This window comes from Roseibacillus ishigakijimensis (assembly GCF_016595415.1).
Taxonomy (GTDB): Bacteria; Verrucomicrobiota; Verrucomicrobiia; order Verrucomicrobiales; family Akkermansiaceae; genus Roseibacillus; species Roseibacillus ishigakijimensis.
The window spans coordinates 1-18,668 of sequence record NZ_JAENIO010000060.1; the positions used below are offsets into that span (position 1 = coordinate 1).

General features: G+C 56.4%; 10 protein-coding genes. 9 read left to right on the forward strand and 1 reads right to left on the reverse strand.

Going from position 1 to position 18,668, the window contains the following annotated elements; all coding sequences use genetic code 11:
* Window positions 1-823 precede the first annotated feature (823 nt).
* From JIN78_RS15815 to JIN78_RS15855, 9 genes are all read left to right on the forward strand, one after another.
* A complete protein-coding gene (locus tag JIN78_RS15815) occupies window positions 824-1,063 on the forward strand; it encodes a helix-turn-helix transcriptional regulator (protein ID WP_200392970.1) in 240 nt (79 codons plus the stop codon).
* A gap of 664 nt (window positions 1,064-1,727) precedes the next feature.
* Window positions 1,728-3,479, forward strand: a complete 1,752-nt coding sequence (locus tag JIN78_RS15820; RefSeq protein WP_200392971.1) for a reverse transcriptase domain-containing protein — start codon at window positions 1,728-1,730, stop codon at window positions 3,477-3,479.
* 212 nt (window positions 3,480-3,691) lie between these two features.
* Entirely contained in the window at window positions 3,692-4,210 is a 519-nt protein-coding gene (locus tag JIN78_RS15825; RefSeq protein ID WP_200392972.1) for a hypothetical protein, read from the forward strand.
* Between the two features lie 410 nt (window positions 4,211-4,620).
* Window positions 4,621-7,530 carry an SNF2-related protein gene (locus JIN78_RS15830; protein ID WP_200392973.1) on the forward strand — a complete coding sequence of 970 codons (2,910 nt, stop codon included), beginning with the start codon at window positions 4,621-4,623 and terminating at the stop codon, window positions 7,528-7,530.
* 76 nt (window positions 7,531-7,606) lie between these two features.
* Window positions 7,607-8,791: an ATP-binding protein gene (locus tag JIN78_RS15835; RefSeq protein WP_200392974.1), complete on the forward strand. Its 1,185-nt coding sequence runs from the start codon at window positions 7,607-7,609 to the stop codon at window positions 8,789-8,791.
* Window positions 8,792-8,806: 15 nt separating this feature from the next.
* Window positions 8,807-12,013, forward strand: a complete 3,207-nt coding sequence (locus tag JIN78_RS15840; RefSeq protein ID WP_200392975.1) for a site-specific DNA-methyltransferase — start codon at window positions 8,807-8,809, stop codon at window positions 12,011-12,013.
* A gap of 22 nt (window positions 12,014-12,035) precedes the next feature.
* Window positions 12,036-13,703 (forward strand): DUF262 domain-containing protein, encoded by a 1,668-nt coding sequence (locus tag JIN78_RS15845; protein ID WP_200392976.1) that lies wholly within the window; start codon window positions 12,036-12,038, stop codon window positions 13,701-13,703.
* A 49-nt stretch (window positions 13,704-13,752) separates the two neighbouring features.
* A complete protein-coding gene (locus tag JIN78_RS15850; RefSeq protein WP_200392977.1) occupies window positions 13,753-14,550 on the forward strand; it encodes a four helix bundle suffix domain-containing protein in 798 nt (265 codons plus the stop codon).
* 54 nt (window positions 14,551-14,604) lie between these two features.
* Complete coding sequence (locus JIN78_RS15855) at window positions 14,605-17,934, forward strand: DEAD/DEAH box helicase family protein (RefSeq protein WP_200392978.1); 3,330 nt, start codon at window positions 14,605-14,607, stop codon at window positions 17,932-17,934.
* A gap of 22 nt (window positions 17,935-17,956) precedes the next feature.
* On the opposite strand, the gene JIN78_RS15860 is transcribed toward JIN78_RS15855, so the two are convergent.
* Complete coding sequence (locus JIN78_RS15860) at window positions 17,957-18,478, reverse strand: hypothetical protein (RefSeq protein ID WP_200392979.1); 522 nt, start codon at window positions 18,476-18,478, stop codon at window positions 17,957-17,959.
* Window positions 18,479-18,668: the final 190 nt, after the last annotated feature.

Consider the following 18,668-nt stretch of genomic DNA (forward strand, 5'->3'; position numbering starts at 1 on the left):
GCGCACCCGGGCTAGACGGAACAGCAGTGTCACCACCACCGCTCCCAAAAGCATGGGCAGCCAAAAGTCCGAGAAGATTGTTCCAGCCAGCGCGATCAGCGAGAGCCAGGCAAATCCTTTGAGGTAGGGAAGGGGGTTCACGAGTCGTTGTGGGTAAATATTTAGTCGAGCATCTTGCCCAGCACGCAAACTACCGCCGCCCCTAGCATGGCATAGCCAATCACCTTCAAGCCTGAGCCCACAGGCTCAGTATCGGTGACGGGGGGCGGAGGAGTCACCGGCTTCGGTGGCGGCTCCTTTTCACAAGAAGCCAGCAACAGGAACACCGGTCCCACAAGCGTCGGAAGCCAGCGGCGAAAGGCACGGGGCGAGCCAGCAGCCCACCCGGTAGTCATTAATTGAGAAGTCATAAGTTATTTACTAGGTTAAATGATAGGTCTTCTTCAAAAGAACAACCCTCAAAGTTCTCTATAGAAAAGAGGTTCACTCTTTCTCAATTTATTATGACACGTAGCAGTGGGAAGTTGCGTCTCTTGACTCGACGAGATTCTCCCACAATTCCGCATAGATCATCTCCGATCTGTTTCTCACAAATTGGCTGAAAAACACCCTCCCTAGAAATCTAGTCCCCGAGGCCTATCCACACTGCAACATTTTTTCACCTGATCAGAACGGCTTTGCCAGGATAGACATAATGCACTCATAACGAGCTTTTTATAAAAAAACCACCGAAAGCGGATAAACCAACTTTATCCGATACACAGTTGCCGTCGAAGGTTGGTTACTTGTTGCAACCATCATCTTCCTGACGACAACTATCTCCATGTCCACGACAGAACCCAAACAAGCCACCACGGTCAATAGCGACCCGGTCTACATCCGTATTCCTGAAGCCGTAAGACTTTTTGGCATCGGTAGAACCACCCTCTACGCACTCATCGGCAACCGTAAAATCAAGACGGTTCTTCTGAAGCAGAAAGGGCACAAAACTGGGCGCAGACTTGTGTGCTTCGAGAGCCTGAAAGCCTACCTCGACGGTCAGGCCGAAGGTGGAGACGCGTGACAAAACCACGGGCCAGAGTGCCCGCTGAATGAGCAACCCTCTTCAGTCCCTGCTCTTTGACATATCCTGCAATTTCTATTTTCACTCAAGCGACGAGATCAGCTCTAGGAGCCTTTCCTACTTTATGTAGTAGAGGAAGAAGGAGCTGGGAGTATCGGTCCAACCCCGATCTCCATTTCCTTGGGGTGTGCTGCTGTGCCAACTTTGCAAGAAGGGTGCTGGTAGCCACCGAACGGAAGGTGAAGGAAAGCCCCTCCCGGGTATCGCACTAGAAGCGACCCCGGGGGCAGCGGGCCGCCCTGTAGCCGAGGGAGTTAAACGAATAGTGAACGACTCTAGTGAGCACCGTAAAGACCATTGACGAATTCCGGTCGGACTCCAAGTCCGGCCAGCCTGCAACTGCTGTTGTGTGAGGCAGTTGACCGTCAGGCTTTCCACCATTGGTGGGAGGGAATCGCGGTGTGGAGAGCGTAACAACTTCGGCGATATACAAACCCCAAAGAAAACTCGGAAACCGTGAATGGCTTCTCCCCATCATCCGGGGAGATGGGATCTAGCCTTATGCCACCACGGGTAGGTCGGCGACCAAGCAAACGCCTCCCTGTAATCGGGAGAATACGCTGAATTCGCCCAGAGGACCAATGAACGCACGTCTTTTATTCTCATGAAACACAAAAGAGTAACGCGGCCAAACACCGCCCAAGATTGGAAGAAAATTGATTGGGGAAGAGTCCAGAGGAATATCTTCGCCATCCAATGTGCGATCTACCATGCAACAAAGAGTGACAATAGTGAAAGAATACACCAACTCCAACGGAAACTCACCCGCTCCTTCAATGCACGTGCATTGGCGGTCCGGAAAGTGAGTATCCAAAGTTCCGGCAAGAAGACTGCCGGTCCTGACGGACTCAAGAATCCCTCCCCTGCTGCCTGTTACGATATGGCATCCAGGCTGAGGCTGAGTCATCAACCCTCCCCGCCTCGACACATCGAGATACCTAAGCCGGGGACAGACGAGATGCGCAAGCTCAGCATCCCCAACCTCACCGATAGAGCTCACCAAGAGCTCATCCGGATGGCCCTCGACCCCCAATGGGAAGCCCGCTTCCCCACAAGAATGTTCGGCTTCCGCAGAGGACGGGGACAGCAGGACGCGAGACGTCAAATCGAGCTAACGTTAGGTAAGAACCCTGCTTGGGTTCTCGACGCAGACATCTCAAAGTTCTTTGACTGCATAAACCGGAACGCACTCATGGATCTCATCGACTCCACCAGCGCAATCCGAAAAGCCATCGTAAGAACGCTAAACACGCTAGGCGAGCCCGCCGATGACGGCATCCCTCAGGGAGGCCCCCTCTGCCCTCTCCTAGCCAACATAGTGATGACCGGACTTCCGGCACACATAGAAGAGTCCCTCCGATCCTCTGGGATCGCACACTCACCTAAGAGCATTCTCTATGCGGATGATCTTCTAATCATCCACAAAGACAGACCCACCGTCGAACAAGCTGAGGTGGCCCTCGTGACCTACCTTGATAAGTTCGACCTTAAGCTCAACACCAAAAAGACCAAATTACGGCACACGCTTGCGAAGACCGTTGACGGAGAAAAAGCTGGATTTAACTTTATCGGCTTCCGCTTTCAACACTTCGACAAGCCTAGATACAACGAACCTGATAAAGCTCTGGGGGATCCTCCCTACCTGATAGTGAGGCCGTCTGACAAAAGTGTCGCAAACCTCCTGAATGAAATCAGAGCCCTCATCAAAGGAACTCTCATCATAATGAAGCACCGGGGAGCGTCCCGCTGTCGTAGAGACAGAAAGGGAACCGACCAGGTCTCAATCATGATACTCCGCCTCAACAAGAGGTTAAAGGGATGGACCAACTATTACCGCCACTGCAATGCCAAGCGGACCTTCAGTAAGATCGATCACCGAACCTTCCAAGCTCTACTCCATTGGGGACAGAGAAGGTTCAAGCACAAGTCCGCCACCTGGCGGAAGGAGCATCTTTTCAGCGGGGTGGAAACCGATTCCTACGGCAAACCCCTTCGCCGAAGAGACGGAGAACTCCGGGAAAGGGACTGGGCCTTCAAAAGCCCCTTCGCTCCCCGTGATAGAGAGCACGTCACGGTCATCAAGGCCAGCGACACCCCTACAGGTTGGTCTCCTCCCATGGTAAAAATCACCCGTTCATACTACGACGGCGACTGGCATTACTGGGGAGGAAGATCAGACTCCTATCCAAATATCCCTAAAGGGATCAATAAGGCAGCACTCAAGCGACAACTTGGAAAGTGCGATGCCTGTAAAGCCCGCTTCGAGCGTGGCGACCAGTTGGTAGAGGTCACCTGCACTAAGAATGGTGCTCCGGTCCGTGTCCTCGTTCATTCACATTGTCACCCCAGCGTATAGTCCTGGAGTAAGCCCATTGCATCGAGAGGTGCCCGATGGGTTTCTGTGGAGGGTATGCCGCGAGGCATGCCTGAAACGTCCAACCTCGGAGCAACGCCTCCAATCGGACAGTCTGTCCAAAGGGTTCTTACTGGAGAACTCTCAAAAACAACCTGGCTCCTTGCCAGTTTCAAGGAGCCTTCATTCTCGATTTTTCAACCCCTATATAAACTATGAACATAAACAAAAACGAACAAGAGTCCCCGGACTCGCAAACCACTGAATGGATCGATTGTAAAGCCGCCGCCGAACAATTCGACTGCTCAGTCAACACCATAAAGAAGTGGGCCCGTGAAAAGAAAATCCAAGCCCGGCAGGATGCAGAGCGAAAACCTTATTTTGTCAACGTTGAAGCACTTGCCGAAAAGTTGAAAAACTCTCCCTCAGTCGAAAGCTGTTACAAGGCCTCCGCCGTGGAAGCCGAGCCTAGTCCGGTTACCCATCATGACCCACCTAAGAGCACACCCGAAACACAGCCTGACTCTCCTGCAACAAAACCAGAGCAGGCACCAAGCCCTCGGAAGCAAGGTCCACAGGCCCGACAATCGGTTGCCAAGGAGAAAGAGCAAAGAAGAACCAAAAAAACTCGAAAGCCACAGCTGAATAGCGTCTTGTTCCAAGCACGTCAACTCCCTCTGGCCGACAAAGTCCGACTGCGTAACGAGATTACCCGGCTCATTGATGCCGCCTAGAAATACGACAAATGGGGCGTGGGATTTGATTCCCACGCCCTATTTTCTTCAAATAATGATACGAAATTTATGCACAACAATAGAGCATTAATCACACTTAGGACCACCTTTTCCATTCCGCATCTGGCCCAGACATTTTTGCGAATACAGAACAGGAAACGAAGCAAAACTCTGAATCTTGCATGTCACTTAGGCAAAGTTCTTGCTTGGCCCAATTGTTACCGGCCCTATTCGCATACCCGCCCCCTCGGGCTTAAAAGCACTCCCATCCCCACTGAAACAAATCGCCCTTCACCCTTCCCTTTCTCTGCCTACCCTTGTTAGCGTATCGAGCGACGTCCTCCAATCCCAGCCGGAAAAGAGAGCTTCCTACTACCGCAACGAGGCCAATTCTATCCTAGCGAACTCGTATGTCACTCACCGACCACCAAGCCAAATACTTCGCCCATTCCCTCTCCCTACGAGACCCCGAAGGCATTGGCCGACTCTCGCAATCCCTCTTCGATGCGCAGGTCGACCTGAACCCCCATCAAATCGAGGCCGCTCTCTTTGCCCTCCAGTCACCGTTGTCCAAGGGCGTTATTTTGGCCGACGAGGTTGGGCTGGGAAAGACCATCGAGGCCGGGCTCATTCTCTGCCAGCTCTGGGCGGAAAAGAAGCGGCGCATTCTCATCATCTGTCCGGCCTCCATTCGCAAGCAGTGGGCCCTGGAACTACAGGAGAAGTTTCACCTCTCTTGCCGGGTTCTCGACACTCCCGCCTATCGCAAACTGAAGAAAGGAGGCCACCCCCGCCCCTTCGATGCCAAGGAAGTCCTCATTTGCTCCTACGCCTTCGCCAATCGTCACCAAGACGAAATCAGGAGCATCCCATTCGATCTCGCCGTCATCGACGAGGCCCACAAGCTCCGCAACTGCTACCGGCCCAGTAACCGGACCGGCCAAGGCATTCGCTACGCCCTTGAAGAACGAAAGAAAATCCTCCTCACCGCCACGCCCTTGCAGAACTCCCTGCTGGAAATTTACGGGCTCTCCATCCTCATCGACGAGAACCTCTTTGGAGATCGCACCACCTTTGCCACTCAATACATGCGCGCCGGGGGCGATCTATCGCACCTCCGGCACCGTCTGCGCCACTTTTGCAAGCGCACCCTGCGCCGCGATGTCACCGAATACATCAACTACACCGAGCGCAAGGCCCTCACCCACCCCTTCGAACCCACCGACGAAGAACAGACCTTCTACGACGAAGTCTCCACCTTCATCCAACGCGAGGATCTCTACTGTCTTCCCGAGGGCCAGCGCCACCTCCTCGTGCTCATTCTGCGCAAGCTGCTTGCTTCCTCGACCGAAGCCATTCTGGGAACCCTGCAATCCCTCCTCCGCGGCCTGCACGACTTGCGCGACGGCAAGAACCAGAATGTCAGACTGATCGACGACCTCACCACCGATAGCGAATCCGGCAGCGACCTGCTTGACGAGCTGCTCGACCAAATTGGCGAGGCCGAGCCCCTGGACAACGAGCAACCCGATCTTCCCCCCATCAGCATCACCGCCCTGACCGAAGAAATCGCGGACTTGGAGAAACTCATCGCGCAAGGTCTCCGCATATCCCTCGAAACAAAAACCAAGGAACTACTCACTGCCCTGCGTCTCGGCTTCGACAAAATGGCGGAGACCGGAGCCAACGAGCGCGCCCTCATCTTCACCGAGTCGCGCCGCACTCAGGACGCTCTCGCCCTTTACTTGGAAGAAAACGGCTACCGGGGAAAGGTCATCCTCTTCAACGGCTCCAACAACGACCCCGCTGCCAAGGCCATCTATGAGCAATGGTTGGCAAAGAACGCCGACACTGATCGCATCTCCGGCTCCCGTCCCATCGACATCCGCACTGCTCTCGTCGAGCACTTCCGCGACCACGGCACCATCCTGATCGCCACCGAGGCTGCCGCCGAGGGCGTCAACATGCAGTTCTGCTCGTTGGTGATCAACTTCGACCTGCCGTGGAACCCCCAACGGGTTGAACAGCGCATCGGCCGCTGCCACCGCTACGGCCAAAAGCACGACGTCGTCGTCATCAACTTCCTCAACACCCGCAATCAGGCCGACCGCCGGGTTCACCAGCTCCTCGCCGAGAAGTTTCGCCTCTTCGACGAGGTCTTTGGGGCCTCCGATGAAGTGCTCGGTGCCATCGAGAGTGGGGTCGACTTTGAGAAACGCGTCCTCGCCATCTACCAGACCTGCCGCAATCCAGAGCAGATCGAAGCCGCCTTCAATCAACTCCAGGACGAGCTGAAGGAGCAAATCGAGAACCGCCTCTCCGACACCCGGGAGGCCCTCCTCGAGCATTTCGACGAAGACGTCCACCAGCGCCTCAAGCTCGAACTCGCCGAAGCCGAACTACGCCTCGACCGCATCGCCCGCCAGTTCTGGCAGCTCAGCCGCCACATCATCGCCGATTCCGCCGATTGGCACGAGGACCAGCTCGCCTTCACCCTCAGACAAGTTCTCACCGCCCAAGCCCCGCGCGGCACCTACCACCTCATCTCCCGGCAACGCCCCGACGCGGTGAAGAACACCTCCCTGCCTGCCTCCCACTTCCTCTTTCGCCTGACCCATCCCCTCGGCGAATACGTGCTCGCGCAAGGCCAGGCCCTCGCCACCCCGGCTGCGGCTCTCACCTTCGACCTCGACGCTCATCCGACGAAGATTTCCCAGCTCGACCCCCTGCGGGGAAAATCCGGCTACCTCCGCCTCCACCAACTCACCGTCCAGTCCTACGAAACCGAGCACTTCCTCCTCGTCACCGCCCATCTCGAGGAGGACGGCCAGCCCGGGCCCACCCTCGACCCCGAGACCGCCGAGCGCCTCCTCACCTGCACCTGCACCGCCAGCGAGCCCGCCACCCTCCCGCCCCTCCACCGCGAGCGCCTCGACGAGGCCGCCCGTCGCCACCGCGAGGCCACCCTCAGCCAGTCCATCGAGCGCAACAACCGCCACTTCCGCCTAGCCACCGAACAAATCGACCGCTGGGCCGACGACAAAATCCGCGCCGCCGAAGCCCAACTCGTTCAAGTCAAAGCCGAGATCCGCGCCCTCCGCAACCAAGCCCGCCAGGCCGAAACCCTCGAAGACCAACACCGCCTTCAGGAAGACATCCGCCGCGCCGAGAAACGCAAACGCCGCGCCCGCCGCGAGATCGACGACATCGAGGACGACATCGAGAATCAACGCGACCAGCTCATCAGCGAGCTTGAAGGCCGCCTCAGCCAAGGACAGAGTGAGCAGGAACACTTCAGCATCCACTTCCACATTCGCTAATTTCGTCCATTTCTAGCAAAGTTACCCCATTTTATCTTTTTCTTGTAAACTCGGGTAACTTCATTAGAACGTCCACATGGATCCGATTCGCAATCCCTATTCACCTGGCGCGGGCTCTCCCCCGCCTGCATTTGCCGGGCGAGACAGATTGCGGGAACAGGTTCACATCGCCATTGAGCGCATCAGACTCGGTCGCACGAGCAAGAGCGTCCTCATGATAGGATTGCGGGGCGTGGGGAAGACCGTCCTGCTCGACCACATGCGCAATCGGGCCGAAGCCGACGGGCACTACACCATCCGCATCGAGGCCCCCGAGCACCGGTCCCTCCCCGGCATCCTAGCCCCACAGCTTAGACAGACCCTCATCAAGCTGTCCCGTCTGGAGAAGGCAAAATCCCTTGCCCAACGCGCCCTGCGTGCGCTCGCAGGCTTTGCGAAACTGAAAGTCAAATACGACGATCTTGAAGTGGGTCTCGATTTCGACCCCGAGCCCGGTCTCGCTGACAATGGAGACCTCGAAAGCGACCTCCAGGATCTCCTCGTAGCCGTGGGGCAGGCTGCCCAAGCCGCCGAGTCCTCCTTCATTCTCTTCATCGACGAGCTCCAATACGTGCCCGAGGAACAACTCTCCCACCTCATCTCGGCCCTGCACAAAATCGCCCAACTCAGCCTCCCGGTCACCCTTGTTGGCGCCGGCCTCCCGCAGCTCACCGGGCAAATGGGCAAGGCCAAATCCTATGCCGAACGCCTCTTCGACTTCCCCTTCATCGGAGCTTTGGAGCCTGAACAAGCCCGCGAAGCTCTCGTCCTCCCAGCAGAGGAGGAAGGCGTCGCCTTTCAGCCCGAAGCTCTCGACTACCTCATCAGCCAGACTCAGGGCTATCCTTACTTCCTGCAGGAATGGGGCAAGCACTCCTGGGACATCGCCACCGCCTCGCCCATCACCCTCGCCGACTGCCAGCAGGCCACCGCCAGTGCCACCGCCGCCCTCGACGCCAGCTTCTTCCGCGTCCGCTTCGACCGCCTCACCCCTTTGGAAAAAAAATACCTCCGCGCCATGGCCGAACTCGGTTCCGGCCCCCACCGCAGCGGGGACATCGCCGACATCCTCGACCGCACTTCCCAGTCCCTTGCCCCCACTCGGGCCAAGCTCATAGCCAAGGGAATGGTCTGGAGCCCCAGCCACGGCGACACTGCCTTCACCGTCCCCCTCTTCGACCAATACATGAAGCGCATCATGCCTCAATTCGAGCTCAACTAAACCGATCTTTTCCCAATGTCAGAACCCTACGACAAACTCGCCGCCCAGCTCTCCGAACTCTTCGAGCTCGAGAAAGCCGACCTCGACTTCGGCATCCACCGCATCATCAAGGCCCGCCAGAAGCACATCCGCGTCTTCCTCGGCCTCGAAGAACCACCTGAGAACGACCCCGACGCCCCCACCCTCAAGAAAATCGTCCAGCGCGAGATGGGCGAGCTCAATACCGTGGAGCTGGAACGCCAGCTGGAGGCCACCGCCGGAAAAATCAAAACCAACTACGGCCAGCTCGCCTTCGCCAACGGCAAGCTCACCGACGGCCCGGCCAAGGAATCCGCTGACGGACAACTGTGGATGGAATTACGCGAAGAACTGGAATCCGGCGGAGAACAGGCCAATGCCCAGCTTGAGGCCGAGATCTACTCCCACCTCACCGAGTTCTTCTCCCGCTACTACGACGAGGCCGACTTCCTCTCCAAGCGCCGCATCAAGGCCGGCGACGCCCCCTATGCGGTGCCCTATTCCGGCGAGGAGGTGATGCTCCATTGGGCCAACAAGGACCAATATTACATCAAGTCCTCCAAGGACTTGAAGGACTACACCTTCACCCTGCCCGAGAGTGCCCCCGGCGGGCTCGGCGGCAGCCGCGTGCAGTTCAAGTGCCAGCGCCAGGACCCGGTGCTGAACAACAACAACGCCAAGCGCGAGTTCCACCTCGACCTCGCCGAGGACGGCACGCCCCGCATCGAGACCAGCCAAGACGCCGACGGCCGGGAGGCCCTCGTCATCGGCTTCCACTTCAAGATCGTCGACAAGACCCGCACCAAGAAGGAGAGCGAAGCTTGGATCGAGCACCTCCTCCAGCTCCTCCCCGGCCAGAAGTGGCAGGAAGCCCTCGCCCACACCCCGGAGGGGGCCAAGAACAACCTCCTCACCCGCCACCTCAGCAACTACACCCGCAAGAACGAGGCCGACTTCTTCATCCACAAGCAGCTCGGCCACTTCCTGCGCGGCGAGCTGGATTTCTACATCAAGAACGAGGTCATGCACCTCGACGACATCGACGAGAAGTCCACCGACTACCTCACCACCCGCGTCCGCCTCATCAAGGCCCTGCGCACCATCGCCCACCACCTCATCCGCTTCCTCGCCCAGCTCGAGAACTTCCAGAAAAAGCTCTGGCTAAAGAAGAAATACGTCACCGAGACCCACTACTGCTTCACCCTCGACCGCGTCTTCGCCCTGGAGAAAGAGGGCGAGGCCCTCATCGCGACCCTGCTGAAACACGTCGACGACAAGATCCGCCGCCCCGATGGCGAGATGCGCAGCCAAAAGGACGAGTGGATCCGGCTCTACGCCCTCGACGAGCTGGCGGACTACCCCGCCGACGGCAAGCTCACCACCGAGTTCCTACGCGCCCACGACAAGCTCATGCTCGACACCGTATTCTACCCGGCGGCATTCAAGTGGCAGTTGCTCGGCGCGATGGAGGATCTGGAGGAGCAGTTGGATGGCTTGTTGATTCATTCGGAGAATTTCCAAGCGCTGAATCTCTTGCAGGAACGGTATCGGGAGAAAGTGAAGTGCGTGTATATCGACCCGCCTTATAATACGGGTAACGATGAATTTCCCTACAAAGATGCATATCAGCACTCAAGCTGGATGACCATGCTTTTCGAGCGAATCGTTCTTGCTAAAAATCTAATTACATCGACAGGATTAAATCTTTTTAGCATCGACGACTGGGAGTCAGAAAAGTTAGTGATTTTAGGGAAACTCGTATTCGGAAAGCAGTCCCATTTGGAACAAATCATTTGGAAGAAGCGAAGCAGTCCTCCAAATGACCAAATTATTGGCACACAACACGAATACATCGAACTTTTTGCTAAGAACCCCAGCGAATCAACCCTTCGTCTACGGCCTCGGAGCAACGATCAAAAGTCAAGATTTCGGAACCCAGACAATCACCCTAAAGGGCCATGGTCAGCGGGTGATTTAATGGCAAATGTCAAAGGAGGTCGCTATGTCGAATCCCTCTACTATCCGATAACGAATCCTAACACTGGAGAAGACCACTACCCCTCATCTAACGGAAACTGGAGATTCAACAGAGAAAAAATAAAAGAACTCTTAGAATCTGATGAGATTTATTTCGGTGAATCAGGAACCGGTCGGCCGAAGTTGAAACGATTTCTAAAAGACTTAAGGGATGGTGTCACTTATAGCTCGATTTGGGATTTTGTCCCCTTGAATACAAAAGGTTCAGCCGAGATGGGCGCCTTGTTCAATTTGAACACCGCATTCGAAAGCCCGAAGCCATCTGGACTGATTAAGGAATTGGTTAGCCTCTGTTGTTTCTCTCAGGATCTCACCCTCGACTACTTTGCCGGATCGGGCACCACTGGTCACGCCGTCATCAACCTCAACCGCGAAGACGGGGGCAGCCGCCGCTACATCCTCGTCGAGATGGGCGATCACTTCGACACCGTGCTGAAACCGCGTCTCCAGAAAGTGGTCTATTCCGCCGAATGGAAAGACGGCAAACCGGTGAGAATTGAGAATAGAGAATTAGGAGTTCAAAATGGGAAAGAGGGCCTTTCCCACGGCTTCAAATACCTGCGCCTGGAGTCCTACGAGGACGCGCTCAACAACCTCGACCTCGGCGCGGACCGTACGCCGGACTTGCTGGGGCTCGGCGAGGGGGTGCGGGAGGATTACCTCTTCTCCTACCTGCTCGATCTCGAGACGCGCGGGCACCTCATGAATTTGGAGCACTTCCGCGATCCCTGGGGTTGCCAGCTCAAGATCCACGATCCCCACACCGGGCGCGGGGAGGCACGGGTGGTCGATCTGGTGGAGACCTTCCACTACCTCCTCGGGGTCACCGTGCGCGAGGTGCGCGTGCAGGGGACCAAGGACAAGCCCGGCGCCTTTCTCACCATCGAGGGCGAGAACCCCGAGGGCCAACCCATCCTCATCATCTGGCGCCGCCTCGAAGCCAATCCCGACGTCGCCGAGCGCCACCGCCTCGACTGGCCGGTGAGCGACAACGAGGACCTGCGGGCCTTTGCGCAAGCCATCCGCCTGAACCCCGCCGACACCGAGTTCCACGCCCTCTACCTCAACGGCGACCACACCCTGGCCGACCCCAACTCCAAGATCCACAGCATCGAGGAAGTTTTCTACGAACGCATGTTTGCCAACACCGGGAACCCGGAGGATTAACACTACTCACATCAGAACACGCATGGACGCTTCACCCGTCAAAATATTCGAATACTTCAACGGCGAAAAACAGAGCCTGATTCCGCTCTTTCAACGGCCCTACTCCTGGGAGCAGAAGCATTGGAAAGCACTCTGGGAAGACATTCTCCAACAGTATGATCCCAATGATCGCTCGCAGCATTTCATGGGGGCCGTTGTCAGCGTTCCCGCAGTCTCGAAACCGGTGGGGGTGACGAAGCACTTCGTCATTGATGGCCAGCAGCGCCTCACCACCCTGTCAATTCTGCTTGCCGCGATTCGTGAGAAATGCGTCAGCGACGGGTACGAGAAAACCGTCGCAAAGATCGATGGCTATCTCACCAACCCCCATGAAGAGGAACCTGATGATCTGAAACTCGTCCCGACCCAGGTTGACCGGGAGGCTTTCAAAGCTCTGGTGAGATCAAAAGAGAGCGACGAATTCGCCGAGTCCCGTGTTTTTCAGGCATACAACTACTTCAAGAGGGCTCTCGAGGGATCGGATGAGGAGGGAGAGCCTCTCGACGCCCGAATCGTTCTCGATGTCATTTGTCAGGCCCTCCTGGTCGTGATGATCAATCTCTCGGAATCTGACGATCCCTACCTGATTTTCGAGAGCCTGAACCACAAGGGCGAGCCCCTGACGCAGTCGGATCTGGTCAGGAACTACATCCTCATGCGTTTCCCCCACACGACCTCCTCCGGGGGAGTCCAGCAGCAGATCTATGACTCGATGTGGAAGCCGATGGAGGACGCCCTCGGCACCGAAGTCAGTGAATTTATGCGCCACTATCTCATGCGGTTGGGGAAGAACGTGCGCAAGAGCGAGATTTACACCGCCATGAAAGCGCATTTCCAGCCGCTGGAAGACAGTGAAGCGGTGAAGGCGGGGCTTGGGGAGATGAAACGGGCAGCGTTCGCCTATGAGAAGTTCCTCCAACCCGACAAGCTGGACAACCCCCGGGCCTCGGCAAAGCTCCATGCTCTGGCGGCACTCGACACCAAGGTGTTTTACCCCCTGCTGTTGCGTCTCTACGACAGTTACGCGGTTGAGGCACTTTCGACGGACGAGTTTGTTCATTGCCTCACCCTCATCGAAAGTTTCTATGTCCGGAGGGCGGTCTGCGGGGTTCCCACCAACGCCCTCAACAAGGTTAGCCTCGAGCTCTGTGGCCAATATCCGGACGACGGAATTGTGGCCTGGTTGCGGGATAGGCTGAAGACCGGCAATGGCGGACGCCGCTGGCCAACAGACGAAGAGTTCGAGGAATCCCTCACCAGAGATCGGGTGTATCAGCGCAAGAAAGTCGTGCGTTTTCTGCTGGTCGAGTTGGAAATCGCGCAAAAACACAAGGAACCGGTCGATCCGAACTCGGCGACGATTGAGCACATTCTTCCGCAAACCCTTACGCAGGAATGGAAGGTTGAGCTCGGGAACGACTGGGAGCTGACCTTTGAACGGTGGCTCGACACCCTGGGGAATCTCACTCTTACCGGATACAACGCCTCTCTCGGCAACCTTCCCTTTGCGGAGAAAAAGGCGAAGCTGGAGAATACTCATTTCGAGATCACAAGGTGGCTCCTGTCCCGCGATGCATGGAACGAGGAGTCCATCCTTGAGCGGGCCAAGTGGCTTTCCAAGACAGCATTGGAGAGGTGGCCGAGACCCTAGTTTGGAGTGCCCCGACTAAAACCGACTGTTCCAAGGAATCCGACCGACCATGAAAAAGAAGAAGCTCCGTCCCTCCGGAGGCTACCGCAAGCTGGCCTCCTTCCAGACGAGCACGCTCATCTACGATGCCACGGTTTCTTTCTGCAAGGCCTTCATCGATCCCTACTCCCGCACCACCGACCAGATGGTGCAGGCCGCCCGCAGTGGTCGCCAGAATATCGCGGAGGGCAACCGCGCCGCCTCCACCAGCACCCACTCCGAACTCAAGCTCACCAACGTCGCCCGCGCCTCGCTGGAGGAGCTGCTCCTCGATTTCGAGGACTACCTCCGCCAGAACGCGCTTCCTCTTTGGGAAAAGGACGACCCCCGCGCCAGCGGGGTGCGTGCTTTGGCACAGCAGTGCCAAAGAAGAGATCGGTCCGATCGGACGGATCCGACCGATCCGTCGGCTCTTCATCTGGCCTCGCCAGATGACAAAGGCGACCGCGCCCGCTACGCCCTCTACCGCTCACACCTCGAGCACGAGGACCCCGCCCACCGCGCCAACGCGGTGATCTGCCTGATCCACCAGGCGAACTACCTGCTCGACCAGCAGCTCATCGCCATGGAACAGGCCTTCCTTGAGGAAGGCGGCTACAAGGAACAGCTCTTCGCCGAAAGAATCGCCCGTAGGGCGAACAAGCCAGATCGACCGGATCCGTCTGATCGGCAAGATCTGAAGAATCCCAGCTGCCCCGATTGCGACAAGCCCATGGCGGTCCGCACCGCCAGAGCCGGTGCGAACCAAGGTTCCCAATTCTGGGGCTGCACCGGCTACCCTGACTGCAAGAAAACCCTCCCCATCTGAAAAGATCCGACCGATCAGAAGAATCTGACCGTTCTAAAGAAATCTCCTCCCAGCATGAACTCGAATATCAAACAACGCCTCGTCCTCGCCCACTGGATGATCCACCAGCTCGGATTCTCCGACTACGAACAGGGCTTCACCGCCCTCAACGAAGCCCTCAAAAAATGCGAGCTCGGCTGGGACGAACAAAACGTCTTTCACTACCGCCGCGCCTTGGAAGCCGTCCTTGCCGAGAATTCCGACTGCCGCCTCACCACCGATGAGCTCATTGCCTACGACCTGAACCTCGTCACCCACTGGCAGACCATCACCCGCTTGCGCAACCAGCGCGAGAGCCGGGAGATCTATCCCCTGCCCTTCCAATACCTGATCCTTCTCTTCAGCGAATTCTACCTCGACTACTGGACGCGGGCGCAACGCGACGAATCGAGCGAGTTGCTCAACCGGCTCAACAACTACCGACAGGAATTCAACGAGCGCTTTGACGATTTGCCAGCGGCGCAGCGCAAGAAGTTGGCAATTCCCAAGTTCCAGCCCGACGACCTACACAAGCTGGCCATTTGGGCCGCTACGGGATCAGGCAAGACCCTCTTGATGCACTGCCAGCACCTCCAACTGCGCCACTATCTGCGCGAACGCAAGCTGGAAAAAGAGTTCAACAAGACCTTCCTCATCACGCCCAACGAAGGCCTCTCCGCCCAGCACCTCGAAGACCTGCACCTCTCCGGCATCCCGGCCCGGCGTTTTTCCAAGGACAATCAAGGCACCTTGCCCGGCTTCGACGAACGCGGTCTGGTGGAAGTCATCGAGATCACCAAGCTCAAGGAAAAAACCGGCCTCACCACTGTGGACATCGCGGAACTGGGAACGAACAACATCGTCCTCATCGACGAAGGCCATCGTGGTCTCGCTGGAGATACGGAATTCAAGAATCGGCAGGCGCTCTGCGCGGAGGGCTTCTCGCTGGAGTTCTCCGCCACCTTTGGCCAATCGCTCAATTCCCTTTCGGCCACCAAGGCGCAAGAGATGGGCGATCTCTATGCGCGGAGCATCCTCTTCGACTATTCCTACAAACGCTTCTACCACGACGGCTACGGCAAGGAGTTCGAGATTCTCAACTACGACCGTAAGCCCGGCACCCACGCGGCGGAAATCCAACACAGCTACCTCGTCGCCTGCCTGGCGCGCTTTTTCCAACAATGCAAACTCCACGAGGACAAGGGCCCGGCCTTCGCGCCTTACCTGCTGGAAAGCCCCCTCATGATTCTCGTCGGCGGCTCGGTTACAGGGAAAAAGAAATACGACGAGGAGGGCAAGAACGAGAACAACCGCGAGGAGACCGACGTCATTCAAGCCATCCGCTTCTTTGCCCGCTTCTGCTCGCAAGAGAATGAGGCCGTCACCATCCTCGACCAACTGTTGCGCGACCAACTCAACTTCGGAGATGGAGGTGCGGTTTTCGCCCGAGCCTTCCACTACCTGCGGGCGCAGTATCCGGTCACGGAAGAGGACGCAGCCTCACGCCTTTACAGCGACATCCTACGGCTTTGCTTCCACAGCTCCCATGCCGCCCCCCTGCACGCGGACTACTTCACGGGATCGATCAGCGAGATTGGCCTCCGTGTTGGTCAGTCGCCGGATTACTTCGGGGTCATCAAAGTGGGCGAGGGCAAGAAGCTCTGGGATCGGATCGACGAGGACAGCAGGCAAGAGGAAGGTTCACGATCCTTGGTGGCGAGCGAACGCGAGTTCGGGGTCTCGCTCTTTGACGGCATCAAGGACGCGCGTAGCAAAACGCGGGTGCTCATCGGGGCCAAGATGTTCACCGAAGGCTGGAGCTGCTGGCGCGTCTCCGCGATGGGTCTGATCAATGTCGGCCGCAACGAGGGCTCGCAAATCATTCAGCTCTTCGGACGTGGGGTGCGCTTGAAGGGCAAGAACTTCGGCCTCAAGCGCTCCAACGCTCTGCGCAACGAGGAACACCCCGACCACCTCATTGAGCTCGAGACCCTCAATGTCTTTGGCATCCGCGCCGACTACATGGACACCTTCCGCGAATACATCGACGAGGAAGGGGTGGTCAAAGAAAGCGACAAGGTCGAAATCGCCCTGCCCACCATCGAAAACCTCGCCCGCACCGACCTAAAGGTCATCCTACCGAAGAAGGACAAGCCTGAATTCAAGGAAACCACCGTTTTGCCTCTGAAAAAGAAGCGCCTGCGCGGCCTCGTCACCGCCGACTGGTTCGGCCGCTTGAGCAGCCTGCATTCGCGCTACAAGCTGACCGACAAGTACAATGATGGCATCCAACCCCAGCCACAGACGCTGAGCGCAGAGAACCGCAAGTTCCTCGACTACGATGCCATCTACCTCGCCGCCCTGCGCTACAAACGGAAGAACGCCCTTTATAACTTGGAAATCGACCGGGAACAGGTGCGAGAGTTATTGGCCCAGACCGACTGGTATCAGCTCTACCTACCACCGGGAATTCTCGCGTTTCGCAGTTTCGCCGATGTCGCACTTTGGCAGGAAATTGCCACCGATCTGGTATTGAAATACATCCGCAAGTTCTACGACTACCACCGGGACGAGCACGACGCTCCCTTCCAAGAATACCGGACCATCCAACAGATTCTCGAAGCCCCTGGGGAGACCTACAACGCCCAGTTCCTGCGCAACCTGCGCACCGAGTATCTGGCTACGATCGACAAAAGCCGCGACCAACTGATCACCGACTTGGGAGTCATCAAAGGAAAACTGGAGAACGGGAACCTGCAGCCCTACAACGCCCACAACGTCGAGCTCTTCAACTTCGCCAATCACCTCTACCAGCCGCTCATCCACGTCGCCGACGGCGAACTGAAGGTCTCGATCAAACCCACCGCTCTCAACAAACACGAGACGCAATTCTGCCACGACTTGAAAGCTTGGGTCGCACGCGAGAAAGGTGGATTCCTCGCCGACAAGGAACTCTACCTCCTCCGCAATCAGAGCCGAGGAAAAGGGATTTCCTTTTTCGCGGAGGGCGGATTCTATCCCGACTTCATCCTTTGGATGATGGAAGGCAACCAGCAGCACATCTTCTTCCTCGATCCGCATGGTCTCCGCCACGCCCGGGCCTTCCAAGACGCCAAGATTCAGTTTCATCACACGATCAAAGAGATTGAGAAGGAGCGCTTGAACGATCCACTGGTGACGCTGGATTCCTGGATCATTTCCCCCACGCGCCGCAGCGCGATTGAGCACTGGTCCGACGAGAACGAACCGCAGGACTTCCTCGATAATCATGTCGTCTTCATGTATGACGATCCGGAAGACTACCTCGATCAGATTCTACGCCACGCCGGGCTGCCAGTAAACTCCGAGCAAATTCTCTTCAGCTGATTCAACCAAAAGGAATTTTCCCTCAATCTAGAGCTTGTCGAACCTCTTCTAAGAGCTTTGTCCTGTATGGCGTTAGAACATTCTTGATCAGACGAATACCCGGGTCTTCTTGTTTTTTTGGATAATTTCCCTGCTTCTTTCTGGCTCGAGCACGCTTTCTAGCAGCCTCCTGCGCAGACTCTATTATCTTCACCCACTCCGGCTCACCGGCCTCTTCGAAAATAAAGGACTCTAACATCTTCGGCTTCAAATTTGAAATCTTCTTAATCGAGTGCTGCTTAACCCACTTATCTATAGCAAGATGGAGAACTTGAGTATGAGCGGCAGTTTTCTCTCCTTTCTTATTCTGACCAGTCAATTGCCCTTGTCGTTTCTTAGTCTTCTCACGCAAGATATTTCTTTGGCACTCTTGACCAGCCAAAAATGCGTGATACAGCAAATCCTGCATATTTTTCCTCAACAACAATAAAGCCTTACTATTGATATCTTTTAACCAAATTTTCCTAGGGTCATATTTATCCAGCTCATCTGGATTATCATACAATAGAGATCTTCGCTCACAATCACAACTAGAATATATCGAGGGGGGACAGTAGACTGAAACATAGTCAATGTAATGACGATCCTCATCCATCATACCTCACACTACACGACAAAAATCGAGCACGTAACGCACTGAAAATAAGGAAAAAATACGCAAAAAAGGCTTGCAATGTCGGTGGCCGCCCAAAATT